Here is a 15273-nt window from a genome sequence, read left to right as displayed (position 1 = left end):
CTATGTTCCGTTGGAACAATGAATTGTCCTTTTTTCGTGATTTAGATTCCAGGCCGGCTTTTAGCCATCGCTTATTTTACTCACAAATATGTGGGAACTCCCATTTTAGATGTCAGTGATTAGGAAATATTGGGTAGGTGTTTTTTTGTAAAAGTAGGAACTCACCGTTTCAAAGAAGTACTTTTTTAAGACAAAGAAAAGTAGGATCTCCCACTTCGTTTTACAAAAAAACTTCCTGACTCCTATTCACTCAAACCTACCCACTAGAACGTAGGAACTCTTACAAATCGAACTAAAACCTCTCTTTTTGGAAGAAGAGGTTTTCTTTGTTCAATTCCCGTTTCTGGGCAGCATTATACGCCATAGCGGTTTCTCTTCCAATCCGGTTTGATCAAAACCGGATTAGACTCTATAAGCTCGCAAATCCATAAGAATTGAAATCTCACTCATATCTTTAGCGAACGAGTGAAACGCAATCAGGAAAAACGTTCCCCGAATCGACCTCTGACTTCCTTTTCTCAGTAGAAAACAGATCCAAAACTATTTAACCCAGTGTTAATACTGTCAATGATTCTTGAAGCAGTACCAGGAGTGTTCGCGATAAGACCTGCCGCCGAAGAATGAAAGATAAAGAGGCGACCTTGATTCGTCGTTGTGGCTGGAGAACCGACCAATAGATCTGCATAGCCATCTCCGTTGAAATCCCCCGTACTCAGGCCCATCCCAAACCGATCCTGCGCGCCTCCAGTCATACAGATCGTACAGGCGTTCGCCGCAACAGCGCCCGTAAAGGGTGTCCCGGCAGGATTCATAAAAACATAAAGTAATCCTTGGTCTGTGTTGGCACCACCTGTTTGCATTGCAACCGCTATCACATCCGACCTTCCGTCACTGTCCAAATCTCTCAGAGCCAAATAGCTTCCCAGCCCATCACTCGCGGTGAGCCCGTCTACTGTAGCAATTCCTGCGCTAGTTCCGGTAGCGATTCCGCCCGCTCCAGCCGAGTTAAAGGTGAATATTTTACCCTTGTTTCCGTTGGCTCCTGCTGCCCCAACGACAATATCTGCGAAATTGTCACTATTCAGGTAACCGGTTGCGATGGAATATCCAAAATACTCATTCGCAGTAGCGTGCGTACGCGTAGCATTCGCTGCAACTGGGTTCACGCCACCGTTTGCACCGTGGTATATATAAACTCGACCTTTTCCGGTGTTGTAAAATGGAGCGGCAATTACGACATCATCATATATGTCAACGGCGCCATCCCCGTTGATGTTTCCGGTTGCAACTGAAGCGCCGAATAGGTTGTTTAAAGCCTCTCCATTGATCGTAGTTGAGGCTGCTGCTGTGGTTGTGGCGTTAATTCCAGCCCCAGTATTATCGGAATGGAAAATATACACTTTTCCTTGGTTAGCAGCTCCAGCATTTGCAGTTGGCGCCCCCACGACTAAATCTGCATATCCGTCTCCGTTGATATCTCCGGTGGCGAGTGAGTTACCAAAACTAGTCCCAGCTGCGTCGCCAATGATCCGAGAAGCCAAGGCTGATAGGGAAATTGTCATACCCTGATTTCCTGCAGAGTGGAAAATATAGACGGCGTTCAGCCCACCCACTGCTAAATCTGAGTAACCATCCCCGTTGATATCCCCCATCGTGATTGTCTGGGTTGTCTGGGATCCACCTCCAAGGAATTTTCCGATTCCTCCGCTAGAGGGTAAGCCACCACCAGCAACGGAACTGATGATGAAATGATTTGCCGCACCTAAATTCGTAGTGGTAATACCTGCTGTTCCAGCGGAGTAAAAAATAGCAACTCCTACACCACCACCCATTGCTAAATCTACATATCCATCCCCGTTGATATCCTTGTTGGTTCCTTTTTTTACAGTGATAGGAATACCTGTCGTTGCACTCAAGTTCGCAGAGTCGATTGCTTTTGCACTGATCGTATGTTGCGATCCTGGCTTCCAAGTATTGAGGCCCGTGGGCAATTGGAGTTTCCAATTGGTCGTTCCGGTTGCATCGGCATAGTAGGCTCCATCCAACCACACTTCAACCTTGGCTACCGATCCACCTGGATCGGCAGCCGTGCCGATTACAAATCCGGACTCAACGATACTATTTGTTCTCAAGTTCTGGATGGCTACTGTAGGTGGTGTTGCATCCGGCGCTGGTCCCGTCGTAAAGCTTGTGGTAGAAGCGGCAATCGCATTTCCTGCAGCATCTTTTGCAGCTGTGGAGATCGTTGCTGTATAGGTTGTTCCCGCAGTAAGGGTTGTGGCTGGAGTAAATGTAGCGATTGCTCCTGAACAAGAAGTTACAGCTCCACCCATACCGTTGTCCAAAGTAAATGTTCCAGGCGCTGTTAAAGTTGCACAGTCCATCGTTTCACTGAAAGCTACAGTAATCGCAGTAGTGTTGGTTCCAACGCCTGTTGCGCCGTTTGCAGGGCTGGCAAAAGAAACAGCTGGAGGAGTCGTGTCCAGTCCGGCTCCGGTTGTAAAGGTCCAGGAGGTGGCAGCAGCGATTGCATTTCCTACAGAGTCTGTTACAGCGCCAGAGATGGTAGCAGTGTAGGTTGTTGTAGGTGCAAGAGTAGCAGTAGGAGCCGTTGGAGTAAACGTAGCGGTACTTCCCGTACAACTTACAGTTCCTGTGATTCCGCCGAGTGTAAATGTGCCCGTTGTAATTGTAGAACAATCTATTGTTTCACTGAATGCTACGACTACGCTCGAATTGGTTCCAACGCCTGCAGCGCCAATTGCAGGGCTTCTAAAAGAGATCGTTGGTGGAGTGGCGTCGATTGCAGCTCCTGTAGTAAAATTCCATGCATAGTCAGTAGTTGTTGGATTTCCAGCGATATCTTTGACTCCCGCCTTTATGGTTGCGGTATAATTTGCCATTGGGGCTAGAGTAGCCGAAGGACTCAAGGCAGCAGTTGTGCCGGTACAATTAATAACGGATCCTCCGGGAATCGGAGCAGTAGGCGGTGGTCCCGTTTTTACAAGAGTAAAGGTTCCGATTCCGCCGGCGCCGGTCGTCAGAGTCGCGCAGTCCACTGTCTCGTTGAATGCCACGGTGATCTTGGCATTGATTCCAACTGCAGCTTCGCCGATAGAAGGGCTGATAAAAGAAACGGCAGGCGGAGTGGAATCCACTATGGCTCCGGTTGTAAAGTCCCAGTCGTAGTTTGCTCCAATCGCAAGGCCCGCGAGATCCTTTGCTCCCGTAGTAACCGTAACCGTGTAGTTTGTTCCTGGTAGAAGAGGAGTAAGAAGAGTGTTTGGAGTAAACGTAGCAGTCGCGCCAGTACAATTGATGCTCCCATTTATAGATGTAAATGGGAATGCTGTTTTATTTACTGTAAAGGTTCCAGCGGTCAGAGTCGAACAGTTCATCGTTTCGCTGAAAGCGACCGCAACAGAAGTGTTGACTCCTATTCCTCCGGCTCCATCTGCAGGAGTCACAAAAGAAACGGTTGGAGGAGTCGCATCCGCTGCGGCGCCGGTCGTAAAGCTCCAAGCGTAGTTTGTCCCAAGCGCGTTGCCCGCAAGATCCTTTGCTCCAGTCGTGATCTTTGCGGTATAGTTTGTGAGCGGGGTCAGGTTGGCTGGCGGAGTGAGAGTGACTGCCGTTCCAGCGCAGTTTACGTTCCCTGCTACCGCTACAACAGGAGCTGTTTGTTCGAGAGTGAACGTAACGTTTGTTAGAGTCGCACAGTTCATAACTTCACTAAAGACTGCGTTCACGCTGGTATTGATTCCTGCTCCCGCAAGAGTATTTGCAGGTGTGACCAGGGAAACCGTAGGCGCGACCGCGTCTAGGATGGAAGCCGTTGTAAAATTCCAAGTGAAATCAGCTTCAAACGCAGAGCCGTCGTTTGCTTTGAGATCTTTAGTGAGAGTTACCGTATAAACGGTGTTGAAGGCCAGTGCGGAAGAAGGTTTAAATACGGCTCCTTTTGCAGTTGTTTGAAACGTTCCGGCAATCGGAGTTGTACCTTGAGTTACACGAAACGAAGTAGCGGATATCGTAGAAGAATCCAATTCCCGATTAAACCCTACTTGAATGGAAGTATTGGCAGGAACTCCCGTCACGTCGGCGCCCGGTGTGATCTGAGAAGCCCCGAAAGAGACGTCTGCGCTTCTACCGCCGATAAAAGCTAAGAGAGGACTTTTACTGTTGTTACCGTTTACACAATTAGAGACCGCGAGTAAAAATAGAATTAAGATGGTTTTTGTAAATCGTTTCATAGTTGTACCTTCACTCTGACTTAATGAACATTGGATTATTGATAAACGAATAGCATGCGTAGATTATGATTGCATACTTTTTTTTAAAAATTATTTTTAGTTTATAGTGTATCGTCACTTACCTTGTTTTATAAGAAATGTATATTCTAAAATTATATTTTGTCTGTAAGTGTGTCGTCACTCACCTTGTTTTATAAGAAATTTATATTCTAAAATTGTATTTTGTATACGAGTGTATCGTCGCTCACCTTGTTTTATAAGAAATGTATATTTCAAAGAATTCCATACTATAGGAAATAAATGCAGAGTCGAAGTAGTATTTTATAAAAAATGAATGCAATGGTTTCCGGAAGTTTTTTTAAACCGTCAAAACAAGCAATTCAGAGTCTGTCCAGAACCTTTATAAAATTCTCAAAGAAACGAAAATTTTGAAAGAATCAGTAAAGTTATCGGAGCTCCTTTTGCCCAAACCCCAAGAATCCCATTTATACATTGGCGCTAAAGCCAAATAAAAGGTTTCATTCACGACGCGGTTGTCATCTCGAAGTTTTACGACGAGAGTATATAATTAAAATTGAATATAATATACCAAAGGTTTATTCTGTCGCTCAATCACTCTTTTCATAAAGAAGGATGAAACGAATTCTTTGAGAATTTTTTTCCATAAGAAAAACGAGCGGAAGAGGTGAAGTTTTTTTCAGCCCAAAATGGATTTTAAATTCCGATCTTAAAACTTGCGGATCACGTTATGAATTTTCTTGGAATGGAAGGGATCGCCCTCGATTTTGTAAAAAGAATCCACTGAAAAGGATTTTTTTTCTTGAATCCATTTGTTATATTGAAATAAATGTCTAATATAACAACATCTAAACTCAAAGAACCCTTATAAGAGGCAGGAAAACAGAAATGAAAGCTCAAAATATTTTAGAAACGATCGGAAACACACCTCATGTAAAAATCAATCGCTTGTTTAACACAAAGAGCGAGGTTTATGCAAAGTTAGAAAGATCGAATCCAGGCGGATCCATCAAGGATCGTATTGCCCTTTCCATGATTGAAGACGCGGAAAAAACCGGAAAACTCACCAAAGACAGTATCATCGTAGAACCAACTTCCGGAAATACCGGAATCGGATTGGCGCTTGTTGCCGCCGTTAAGGGTTACAAATTACTTTTAGTTATGCCAGAATCCATGAGTGTTGAAAGAAGAAGAATCATGGCGGCTTACGGAGCGGAATTCGAACTGACTCCGAGAGAAAAAGGAATGCCGGGTGCGATCGAAAAGGCAAAACAAATCGTTGCGGAAAATCCGAAAGCTTGGATGCCGCAGCAGTTCGAAAACGAAGCAAACATAAAAGTTCACGTTGAAACGACCGCTCAAGAAATTGCAAAGGATTTTCCGGACGGACTCGACTACGTAATTACGGGAGTAGGAACCGGCGGACATATCACGGGCGTCGCTCAGGTTCTGAAAAAAAAATTTCCTAAACTGAAAGTGTTCGCGGTCGAGCCGGAAGCTTCTCCGGTAATCTCGGGCGGAAAACCGGGACCACACCCGATTCAAGGAATCGGAGCCGGGTTCATTCCTAAAAACCTCCACACGGAACTTTTGGACGGAACCATTCAAATCAGTAAAGATGAAGCGTTCGAATACGCACAAAGAGCCGCAAAAGAAGAAGGCCTTTTTATCGGAGTTTCCTCCGGCGCGGCGCTTGCGGCAGTTGCAAAAAAATTGCCGGAGATTCCCGAAGGTTCGAAAATATTAACTTTCTCTTATGATACGGGAGAAAGATATCTTTCGATCGAAGGGCTCTTTCCGGTTCCGGCAAACGCATAAAAAGTTTTTAAATCTAAATTTTTTCCTCTAAAAACCCGGAATTAAATCCGGGTTTTTTTGTCCCCTGATTCCTATCCACTGAACTATTCGCCGATGAATCCCTTGAACCGTATCCGGCAACAAAACGAAAAAACCGGACCTTTAAAAACGATATTTGATTGAAAACTTGGGACCAAACTAAACCGTAAGGATCGGTGTCCTCGCTAATCATCGTTGAATCTCCATCCAAAGCAAAAACCATCGGCGGCTATTTAGGAAAAGAATTTAGAATTCTCGCAACTCTCGGACACATCGCCGATCTTCCCAAGACGACCCTCGGATTGGATCTGAAAAATCATTTCGAACCGGAATACGTAATTCTACCCGGAAAAAAAAAGGTTCTTTCCGAAATCGTAAAGGCGGCAAAAGAATCTCAAAAGATTTTTCTTGCGACCGATCCGGATCGAGAAGGAGAATTCATCAGCGCCTATATCCGAGATCGTTTGAAAAAAAAATCGAATGTCTATCGGATTCGTTTTACTGAAATCACACAAAGTTCGATTCTTACTTCTTTACAAAATCCGGATACGATCAACGAATCCTTGGTCAACGCCCAAAAAACGAGAAGGATCGGAGATAGGTTGATCGGATATTTTATAAGTCCCGTTCTCTGGAAAGAAATCGGTCCGGGTTTGTCCGCGGGAAGAGTCCAGTCCGTCGCATTAAAATGGATCTGCGATAGGGAAGAGGAAATTCGAAATTTTAAATCGGAAGTATATTATAATATACTATTGTATGTGCGGGATAAAAAGGGAATCGAAGGCGTTTTTCAACGAACGGGGGATCGGATCTTTTCGGAGGAAAAAGCGAATCTGATTTTACAAAATCTACAAAACGAAAAGGACCTCCGCATTTCCGGAAAAAAAGAATCCCTGGGAAAAAATTCGTCTCCACCTCCGTTTCAAACCGCCAGCTTACAGCAGGAGGCCTTTCGAAGGTTTCAATTTCCTTCTAAAAAAACGATGAGTATCGCTCAGAAACTCTACGAAGGAATGGATCCCGGAAACGGTAAAAGGGAAGGATTGATCACATACATGAGAACGGATTCCGTTCGTCTAAGTCCGGATTTTGTAGAGCGCGCAAACTCTTGGATCGTTTCCGAGTTCGGCGAGAAATTTACGAACCGATCGGAACGTAAGGTTGGAAAGTCCGGAAAGAAAATTCAGGACGCTCACGAAGCGATTCGAGTCACGAATCCTTTTTTAATCCCCGAAAAGGCGAAAAAGTTTTTAGGAAAGGAAGACGCGGCTCTCTACGAACTGATCTGGAAACGAACGATTTCGTCGCTCATGCCGCCGGAAGAATTTCTAAAAACCGAATATTCAATTTTAGCGGCGGGGGAGATTTTTTGTCTTGAAACCAAAAAAACTCTTTTTTCAGGCTTTAAAATATTAAACGAAACGGATGTAAAGCCGATCCCAATTTGGGAAAAAGGAGAACTTTTATCCATTCAAAAAATGGAATGTGATAAAAAACAAACCGAACCTCCTTCTCGCTATTCTGAAGGAACCCTCGTCGCAAAATTGGAGAAGGAAGGAATCGGTCGGCCTTCCACTTACGCGACGGTTTCGGAAACTCTCGTTAAAAGGAAATACGTAGAACAGGAAAAGAAGTTTTTTTATTCGCTTCCTTTGGGAGAAAAGGTCAATTTTTTTCTTCAATCCGGTTTCGGGGATCTCTTTCGGGAGAAGTTTACTGCGGAACTCGAATCCGATTTGGACAGGATCGAAAAAAACGAAATCGATTCTCTTTCCATATTAAACCGACTTTGGTCCGATCTACAAACTCAAATTCAGAGCAGCAAATCCGCGTTTCGTAAAGAATGGGCTACGGTTCTACAAAAGAAAAAGGAAACCGGTTGGGGAATCTGTCCTCTTTGTAAGGAAGGTTCTCTTCAAAAGAAGAAAACTTCTCGAAAGAAAGAATTTTATCAATGCAGTCGTTTTCCGGATTGTGAATACGTGAGTTACGAACTTCCTCAGTCTTTAGCATAGAAGATTTTGCTACTAAACTCTGCAATAAGGCGTTATCGATTTTGAGACAACTCCAATGTGTTTCGAGTTTATGTTTCGACTCTTTTGAAGAAAGAGTTTTTAAAATCGATTTCAATAAAATGAATATTCTACAATTTATATATACCTAAAAATTAAATTTCGTAAAAGTGTTTCCGAAGAATTGGAATTATTTTCGATGAGACGAACCCAAAAGTCGGTTTTTATTTTCGTTTCGGAATCACGGACCAGGTTCCGCTGATTTTTTGAACTTGAAGCGGAATTTCGTAGAGGTTTTCCAGATTTTTTTCGGTAAAACATTCTTCGATCGGACCGAAACGGATCACCTTTCCTTCCTTCAATAAAATCGCTTTGGAATAGAATTCCGGAATTTCTTCCGGTTTATGCGTGATGTAGAGGGAGGTGAATTTTTTTTTCGAATGGTACTCTTTTAGAAATCCTAAAAAGTCTTCTCTCGCGGTTAAATCCAAAGAGGAGCAGGGTTCGTCCAAAATGAGAAAGTCCGGTTCATTTACAAGACTTCGCAAGAATAGAATTTTCTTTTTTTCTCCGGAAGAAAGGGTCGTATAATACTGATCTTTTTTGGAAAACAAATCCGCCTCTTTTAAGATTCGGAGCGTTTTGGATTTTTCTTCGGGGGACGGGTCTCGGTAATAACCGATCGTATGAAAAAATCCCGTTAATACGACATCCGTCACGGTCAGTTTTTTTTGAAGGGAATTTTCCAGTTGGGAAGAGTCGAGGATTCCGATTCGTTTTCTCAGGTCTTGAATTGGAGTTTCTCCGTAGGTTTCTTGAAACAAACGGATTTTCCCCGAGGTGGCCCAGATCATTCCGTAGATCAGGTTTACAAGAGTACTTTTTCCGGCTCCGTTTCTTCCTAAGAGAACACAGTGTTCGTTCTCTTTGATTTCAAAACTCACCGAGTCCAAAATCGTTTTTCCGTTTGGTCTGTAGCCGATTTCCTGGATGGATAATAAAGAATCGATTTTCAAACGGTATTTTAATTCTCGATTCTCGCGATGTCATACAACTTTCTGAGTTTCTCGCAGGTTTCCCCGAAAACCTTTTTATCCGAGAGATCGTACTTGCGAAGTACGGTTTCGTCTATCGTGAAAAAGGACGCTTTTTTATCGATACAATCCATCATCATATTGGCGAGATAAACGAGTTCCACCAAATCGTGATATACGCTATCCACACTCATAAAAGGCCTGTGGTGAAATTCGATCATCTGAACGAGATCGGGAGGGAAATCCCATTTTTTCGCCAAAAGAGCGCCTAACGTAGGATGGGAAATTCCGATCGAAATTTCCTCCAAAATCGTGGAACTTCCGAAGTCCCGGTCTTTTTGGTAGTTCGTGAGTTTTATGAACAACCTCTGATTGAGCGAAAGTAGAATGAATTTTCCGAGGTCGTGAAGTAGCGCCCCGGCGGCCGCGATATCGGCGACTCTCGTCATTCCTCCTCTACCCGCGATTTGGCGGATAAAAAAACTGCACATATTCGAGTGATTCCAAACCTCTTGCAATTTCGCATAACGTCCGTCCATGATCTTTCTCACTCCGGAAACGTAAAGAAGGTTCCGGACGTTTTTCAGACCGACTACCTTAACCGCTTGTACGATCGTGTTGACCTTGTTTCTACTCGCAAAACCCGCCGAGTTGGAGAGTTTTAGCAAGTCCACACTGAGCGCCGGATTTTTTTCGATTTCGTTTGCAATGATTCCGAGATCGGAATCCGGATTGTTGCATAAAGAAATGATTTTAGTGAGAGTGTTCGGAAGAGGGGGAAGTCCTTCGATTTCTGCCAGAATTTTTTCTTTGAGTTTTGTGGTAATTTCGATCGGAACGATTTGTTGAGGTACAACAAGGGTGGCTCTCGTCAATTTTCCGTCCGTATCGATTTTGAATTTATCGGAACCTATCCCTGAGTTTTTCAAAAGGAGTTGGATGAGTACCAAACCGAGCCCCGCGCTTTCCTGAGAATCGGATATGTCCATGAACGCGTCGGAAAGATCGTTGTATTTTTTGGCGGACTCGATCCTCTTTTTGATTCGATCCAATTCCTGTGGGAGAAGGGAGGAGTCGTTTTCCACCAAAATCGCGAGACTGTTATTCACCATTTTTGCGCGAAAATGAATTTGAAAGCTGCTGTTCAGCAAAATCTCCTTTTGCTCGTCCCAATGATGCGTTATCTCCTCTTGAAAGGTTCTCATCCCTTTCGTATAATGATCCGCATTATGAATGTCTAAATTCTTTTTGAGAAAGAAAATCCGCTTTGCGTTCGCTTTGTTCGCGTTCATCAGAATTTCTTTTAGGACCGTTGAAATGACTTCCGTTAGAAACAGTCTGTCTATCTTTCCGAGAATATTGAGCAATAAATTATAGAGTTGCTGATGATCTTCCTCCGAAACGAATTTGTATTCGATATCTATGTCTTTTCCGCCGAGAAGAGTTTCTGTGAGTTCCGATATGTTTAGCATTTTACTTTGTCCGTTTTCGGAACAATTTTTTCCACGTTTCGCAAATAAATCCAGTCTTTCCGAAAATCTTTGTCCGGGGTCCTGAGTATTCTTTTCCAAGTATCCGATCGGATGTTGGAGGGTAAGATGGTTTTGAACAGAGAAGCACAAAACGAAATCGATCGACAAATTCGTTATTTTTTAGAGGAAAAATTGGAAGGAATTTTGGATGAGGCTCGGAAAGTAAAAAAACGGCGCCAGGAAGTCTTTCATCCTAAAAAAAACGAAAAAGAAGAAACGAACAAAACCCAAGTCGACGGCTTAAAAGAGGAGGTTCAGTTGACGTTATGGGATTCTCGGATCCATATGCGAACATAATAAAAAGATGGACAGTCCTGGAAGTAATTCTTAGGATTGAACCAATGGACAATAGCTTCTTTTCAGAAAGCGAAAACATCCAGGGTTTTCCGGTAAAACGGGACATTCTTGATATCATGGATTCGTATCGGTATATGAATTCTTCCTATTTCTTCGATTTTCTTTCGGATGGGCGCTGGGATCACGGTACCGGCTGGATTGAAAAGAATATGAACGAGGTCGATTGGTCGACACGTTATGTTCCCGAGAGTATCGAACGTTATCAAAGACGGCCTCGTAAATCTCCTTAAAAAAGCGCGTTTTTATTTCTCATAGTCTTTTACGTTTCACTTGAGTTCGATGGAAGGAAATCCATCGAATCAAGTTCTAATCTTTCCGCAATCTCCGTTTCGAAAGCACTAAAATCGAATCCTAGAAACCTCACTTATGAAAACGTGTAAGCTCCGATTTCTAATTCAGTGGCTCTTAACGTCTGCTGGAAAGAAGTTTTGGATCATGAAAAAGGAAAGGGCTGAAGTCGGGTAGGACGGGCGGAAGATTCTCCGCCCTATAAAAAATTCTTAATTGAGAAGTTTGATTCCGGCAACGTCGATAAATCTTCTATAAACCAATTTATTCTTTTCTTTCAAAGGATTGAAGATCAAAATTACGACTTTATTATACGTTACATAACCGGGTCTGTACTCCGTATAGTGGTGAGACATTAGAGTCGTTTTATACTTCGCGCTGTAGATCGTATAAGTATGTTTGCTCAGGGATTCGTGGGCTTGTTTCTTTTTTTCCTCTTCGGTTTGATCCACGAAGTTACTGATGAGCACTTGATCTTTTTTCGGACCTTGTTCCCCGTAAATCGTAAATTCAAGAGCGTTCTCCGCGCGATTGGTTAGGTAGGTAATGATTTCGGTCAGAGCCGGAATCGACATTTTTACGGCTTCTCCGCGAGCGATCCGATCGTCGTAATCCTTTTTAGCCTTGTTGTATCTTTCCTCTCCCCAAACGGATTTAGATTCCAACTTTTGAGGCATTAAGTTTTGAAAATTAATCACAAACGTGCTGTTTTCCACGTCGTATCCTCTCCACTTAGGAAAAGGAACGAGATCCCTTTTTTCGGGATTGACCGCACTGCTTTCGTTTATGGCTAAAACGTAAATGGAAAACTTCGCGGGATCGAAAGTTCGGTTTTCCATCTCCACCATTACATCCAGAAATTCCCCTTTGCCGTTGTCCGAATGTCTGCGAAAAAAGGAGATGTTCTTAACCGCGAGCCGTTCGTCGTAGTAGGATAAGGGATAGTATTCTGTTCCTCCGTCCTTTTTGTTCGGATCGGGTTTTTCTGCGTTCTGGCTAAAGGTCGTTTGGCCAACGAAAAGAAGTAGCAGGCAAACAGAGATTCTTAAAAAAGATTTCATAGTTATTCTGGTCCGATGGAATTCTTACTAATTTATATCGGCCTTTGGAAGCCGGAACTTAGGTTGGGAAAATCGTTTTTTGGTAAAAATTAACGTTTTCGGTTATTTTCGTCAACGTGAACTACTTTTGGAGTGTAGCCGGAAGGAAGTTCTTTTTCCTCCACTTGGGCGTAAGTGATGATGATGACTTTGTCGCCTTTCATCCCGAGTCTTGCGGCCGCTCCGTTCAGACAGATATCTCCGGAACCGCGTTTTCCTTCTATGATATAGGTTTCAAATCGAGCCCCGTTGTTTACGTTCACCACCGAAACCTTTTCGTAAACGCGCATTCCGGCTGCGTCCACGAGATCCATATCCACGGTCAGACTGCCTTCGTAGTTTAGATCCGCGTCCGTTACCGTAGCTCGGTGGATTTTACCTTTCATTACGGTTATTTGCATCTTAGGGCCCCGCTTACTCGCTAAATAGTACCTTAAAAATTTTACCGGAGATATTTAAAAGCGTTTTCCTCTTAAAAAAATGAATTTTGGTATTTAAGGTATCCATACTGAACGGAATTTCCGCAAAAAGAGGGGAAATGATGTAATTTTCGTAGAGATTGGGATATACGCGACTTTCATCATAGACCGCATTTTTGAAGTTTTCCAAGATCTTCCGGATGATTCTTTTTTCTTGTCGGTTCAGGTCGACGGCTTCTTCTCCCGATTCTCCCTTCCAGACGATTTGAAATCCGGAGATTCCCTTTTCCGTCAGTTTAGGTTGGATATCAATTAGACCGTTTTTTCTCAAATGAAGTAAGGCGGATTGAAAATCCAGGGCACACGGAGAATCCTCCGAATGGATGTAAGTTTGATTTGTGATGAGTTTTGCGTTCTTTTGGAAGTAAACCCCGTCCGCGTAATAGATCAGTTTGGAAAGGGACAAGCGGTCTCTCCCGTTCGGAGACTTTTGAAGGATAAAAGAGATGACTTCTAAGAGTTTTTCCATATAAAGAATCTTGTGAGAATGATCGAATTTCGAAAAAAAATTCCGTACCTCCGTTACTTGGAAATGCAGGAAAAACTGCGAAAGTTCCGGAAGGAATGTATTCTTTTTTTGGAACACGCTCCTACAATCACCGGCGGAATCAATTATAATCCTGAGAATCTTCTCTTTGGAAAGGAATTTCTGGAATCTCGGGGAATTCAGCTCCACTTCATCCAAAGAGGAGGGGATTTCACCGCTCACGAACCCGGCCAACTCGTCATTTATTCTCACGTGGACTTAAAAAAGAGAAATCTATCGATCCGTTCTTATCTGGAGAATTTGCTCGGGGCCGTAATCGATGCGGCTCGTGCGACCTGGAATCTGCATCTTGTCACCGATGCCGATTCTCCCGGTTTGTATCTCGAGTCCGATCTTTCCCAAAAGATCTGTTCGATCGGTGTGAACTTTAAGTCCTTTTTTACGAGTCACGGAATCGCATTCAATTTTGATAACGATTTTACCACATTTCAACGTATCCATCCCTGCGGTAGAAGTTGGACGGATATGACGAGCGTGAAAAAACTAGGTTTGGACTGTGATCGGGAAAAGAGGAAAGAATTGATTTTCCACATTCGGGAAAATCTGAATTCTTTTCTAGGACCTGTTTCAAAAACAACTCACAATGCGCTCTATTGATATTCCGAGATAATTTTTGAGATAACTCTAAAATCCTTCAAAATCATTCGTTTTCGGCGAAAGGTGAGTTTTTCTCCTCAAGAGAAAACTCACTTTTTACCGATTTGTAGGATAGAGGTCTCGAGTAGTGAAGATTTTCAAAAGTATATTCTATTTTCTTTTACTGCTGATCGTTTGCGAATCGATCGCACTCGGAGCCGTCGCCTGGTCCTTCTTGGAATCTTCCTTGACCTCTTTTGAACTTTTGAAGATCGGTTCGGACAACCGGGCGAGAGACACGTTAGGCACTCTTGCTAAGGCGGCGGAAAATTCCGGAGTGGACGGTTCTTACGAAGACATGAATTTCGTTTTTTCCAGAATGACCAAGGTTTCGGATAGGGACACGGACGGTTATACGATCCGGGAAATTTTCCTCACGTCCGAGGACGGAATCGTTCTCGCTCATTCCAATCCCGAGTATCTAGGGGAAACCGTGAAAAAAAGAAAACCGGTCGCCTTATATCAGGACGTTTTGTACACGAGAGCCTTTCGTCTTCGTAAATGGCAGATCGGAATTCCGGTTCTTTTAGGACAAAAGAAAGAAGTTCTTTCCAAGAGCGTTTTCTTTTCCAAGTTCGAAAGTTTTTTTCCGGAAATAGACGAACCCGAAATTCTTCTTTCTGCGGCGGTCTATCATCCCGTAAAATTGGAGAGAGTGGCTGCGATTCACATGATCTACGATCGGGGGAATTTTCGTAAGTTCGTTTTCCGACAGACGGAACTTTTGGAATGGTTGTTGCGCAATTATTCTCTGATCGCCCTGGGTGCGGCTTTATTTTTGGAATTCATCTACCTTCTTTTAACCTTGGGAAATTCCAGAAAGGAATCGGTTCCGGATTTGAGTTCCAGACCTTTTGTGGAAAAGGTTTCTCATTCCAAAGAAACTCACGTTCCGGTTCTTGCAAAACAATCCAGTCCGCTGGATTCGGTCGTTTTCCCCGGAAGTCCGGAAAGTTCTTCCCAAAACACCGAGGACGTGTCGATACAAACGCCGCCCGTCTTGACTGCGTCTACAATTCCTCAAACTCAGGTCGAACCGGCTCCAATCGTTCCGGTTGCTACCGGATCGACCGAGAAAGTGGAAGCGGCTGCAATTCCAATTCAACCGGTCATTTCTCAAGTAAATCCGACGATCGCCCCTTCTCAAGAAGAAGTCCTGGACGCGATCTACTTAGGATAAG

At 43.5% G+C, this 15273-nt stretch carries 11 protein-coding genes and 1 pseudogene; 6 read left to right on the top strand and 6 right to left on the bottom strand.

The features are described 5' to 3' along the window. Positions 1-518 precede the first annotated feature (518 nt). Positions 519-4253 carry a beta strand repeat-containing protein gene (locus LEP1GSC194_RS14805; protein WP_020774282.1) on the bottom strand — a complete coding sequence of 1245 codons (3735 nt, stop codon included), beginning with the start codon at positions 4251-4253 and terminating at the stop codon, positions 519-521. Between the two features lie 906 nt (positions 4254-5159). Here LEP1GSC194_RS14805 and cysK point away from each other — a divergent pair. Then, entirely contained in the window at positions 5160-6089 is a 930-nt protein-coding gene (gene cysK / locus LEP1GSC194_RS14800) for a cysteine synthase A (protein WP_020774302.1), read from the top strand. Between the two features lie 194 nt (positions 6090-6283). Further along, positions 6284-8122, top strand: coding sequence for a type I DNA topoisomerase (topA, locus tag LEP1GSC194_RS14790; protein ID WP_020774334.1), 1839 nt, complete (start codon positions 6284-6286; stop codon positions 8120-8122). Positions 8123-8343: 221 nt separating this feature from the next. On the opposite strand, the gene LEP1GSC194_RS14785 is transcribed toward topA, so the two are convergent. After that, positions 8344-9135 carry an ABC transporter ATP-binding protein gene (locus tag LEP1GSC194_RS14785; protein ID WP_020774389.1) on the bottom strand — a complete coding sequence of 264 codons (792 nt, stop codon included), beginning with the start codon at positions 9133-9135 and terminating at the stop codon, positions 8344-8346. Between the two features lie 8 nt (positions 9136-9143). Next, complete coding sequence (locus LEP1GSC194_RS14780; RefSeq protein ID WP_021064795.1) at positions 9144-10724, bottom strand: HDOD domain-containing protein; 1581 nt, start codon at positions 10722-10724, stop codon at positions 9144-9146. Between LEP1GSC194_RS14780 and LEP1GSC194_RS14775 the strand changes: the two are divergent. Both LEP1GSC194_RS14775 and LEP1GSC194_RS14770 read left to right on the top strand, forming a co-directional pair. Continuing rightward, positions 10695-11016 (top strand): annotated as a pseudogene (locus tag LEP1GSC194_RS14775) (LIC12077 family protein). The gene LEP1GSC194_RS14780 and the pseudogene LEP1GSC194_RS14775 sit on opposite strands and share 30 nt — an antisense overlap. Beyond that, a complete protein-coding gene (locus LEP1GSC194_RS14770; protein ID WP_173644565.1) occupies positions 11000-11272 on the top strand; it encodes a hypothetical protein in 273 nt (90 codons plus the stop codon). The pseudogene LEP1GSC194_RS14775 and the gene LEP1GSC194_RS14770 overlap by 17 nt, the downstream one beginning before the upstream one ends. A 270-nt stretch (positions 11273-11542) precedes the next feature. Here LEP1GSC194_RS14770 and LEP1GSC194_RS14765 read toward each other — a convergent pair whose 3' ends face one another. The 3 genes from LEP1GSC194_RS14765 to LEP1GSC194_RS14755 all read right to left on the bottom strand — a co-directional run bounded on the left by LEP1GSC194_RS14765 (position 11543) and on the right by LEP1GSC194_RS14755 (position 13378). Then, positions 11543-12391: a hypothetical protein gene (locus tag LEP1GSC194_RS14765; RefSeq protein WP_020774276.1), complete on the bottom strand. Its 849-nt coding sequence runs from the start codon at positions 12389-12391 to the stop codon at positions 11543-11545. 89 nt (positions 12392-12480) lie between these two features. Then, positions 12481-12816 carry an aspartate 1-decarboxylase gene (gene panD / locus LEP1GSC194_RS14760; protein WP_020774347.1) on the bottom strand — a complete coding sequence of 112 codons (336 nt, stop codon included), beginning with the start codon at positions 12814-12816 and terminating at the stop codon, positions 12481-12483. Between the two features lie 28 nt (positions 12817-12844). Beyond that, a complete protein-coding gene (locus LEP1GSC194_RS14755) occupies positions 12845-13378 on the bottom strand; it encodes a type II toxin-antitoxin system antitoxin SocA domain-containing protein (RefSeq protein WP_020774270.1) in 534 nt (177 codons plus the stop codon). An 18-nt stretch (positions 13379-13396) separates the two neighbouring features. On the opposite strand from LEP1GSC194_RS14755, the gene lipB reads away from it, so the two are divergent. Both lipB and LEP1GSC194_RS14745 read left to right on the top strand, forming a co-directional pair. Further along, positions 13397-14053, top strand: coding sequence for a lipoyl(octanoyl) transferase LipB (gene lipB / locus LEP1GSC194_RS14750; RefSeq protein WP_020774337.1), 657 nt, complete (start codon positions 13397-13399; stop codon positions 14051-14053). 127 nt (positions 14054-14180) lie between these two features. Then, positions 14181-15272: an LIC_12071 family protein gene (locus LEP1GSC194_RS14745; RefSeq protein WP_020774322.1), complete on the top strand. Its 1092-nt coding sequence runs from the start codon at positions 14181-14183 to the stop codon at positions 15270-15272. The last annotated feature ends 1 nt before the right edge of the window (position 15273 follow it).

Source organism: Leptospira alstonii serovar Sichuan str. 79601 (genome assembly GCF_000347175.1).
GTDB classification, from domain to species: Bacteria; Spirochaetota; Leptospiria; order Leptospirales; family Leptospiraceae; genus Leptospira; species Leptospira alstonii.
This window is presented reverse-complemented; position numbering and strand designations above follow the sequence as displayed.

What these genes read in the sequence shown, in the direction of transcription:
- LEP1GSC194_RS14755 (WP_020774270.1), bottom strand. Translation starts at nt 13,378, where the DNA reads ATGGAAAAACTCTTAGAAGTCATCTCTTTTATCCTTCAAAAGTCTCCG.
- lipB (WP_020774337.1), top strand. Translation starts at nt 13,397, where the DNA reads ATGATCGAATTTCGAAAAAAAATTCCGTACCTCCGTTACTTGGAAATG.
- cysK (WP_020774302.1), top strand. Translation starts at nt 5,160, where the DNA reads ATGAAAGCTCAAAATATTTTAGAAACGATCGGAAACACACCTCATGTA.
- LEP1GSC194_RS14765 (WP_020774276.1), bottom strand. Translation starts at nt 12,391, where the DNA reads ATGAAATCTTTTTTAAGAATCTCTGTTTGCCTGCTACTTCTTTTCGTT.
- panD (WP_020774347.1), bottom strand. Translation starts at nt 12,816, where the DNA reads ATGAAAGGTAAAATCCACCGAGCTACGGTAACGGACGCGGATCTAAAC.
- LEP1GSC194_RS14805 (WP_020774282.1), bottom strand. Translation starts at nt 4,253, where the DNA reads ATGAAACGATTTACAAAAACCATCTTAATTCTATTTTTACTCGCGGTC.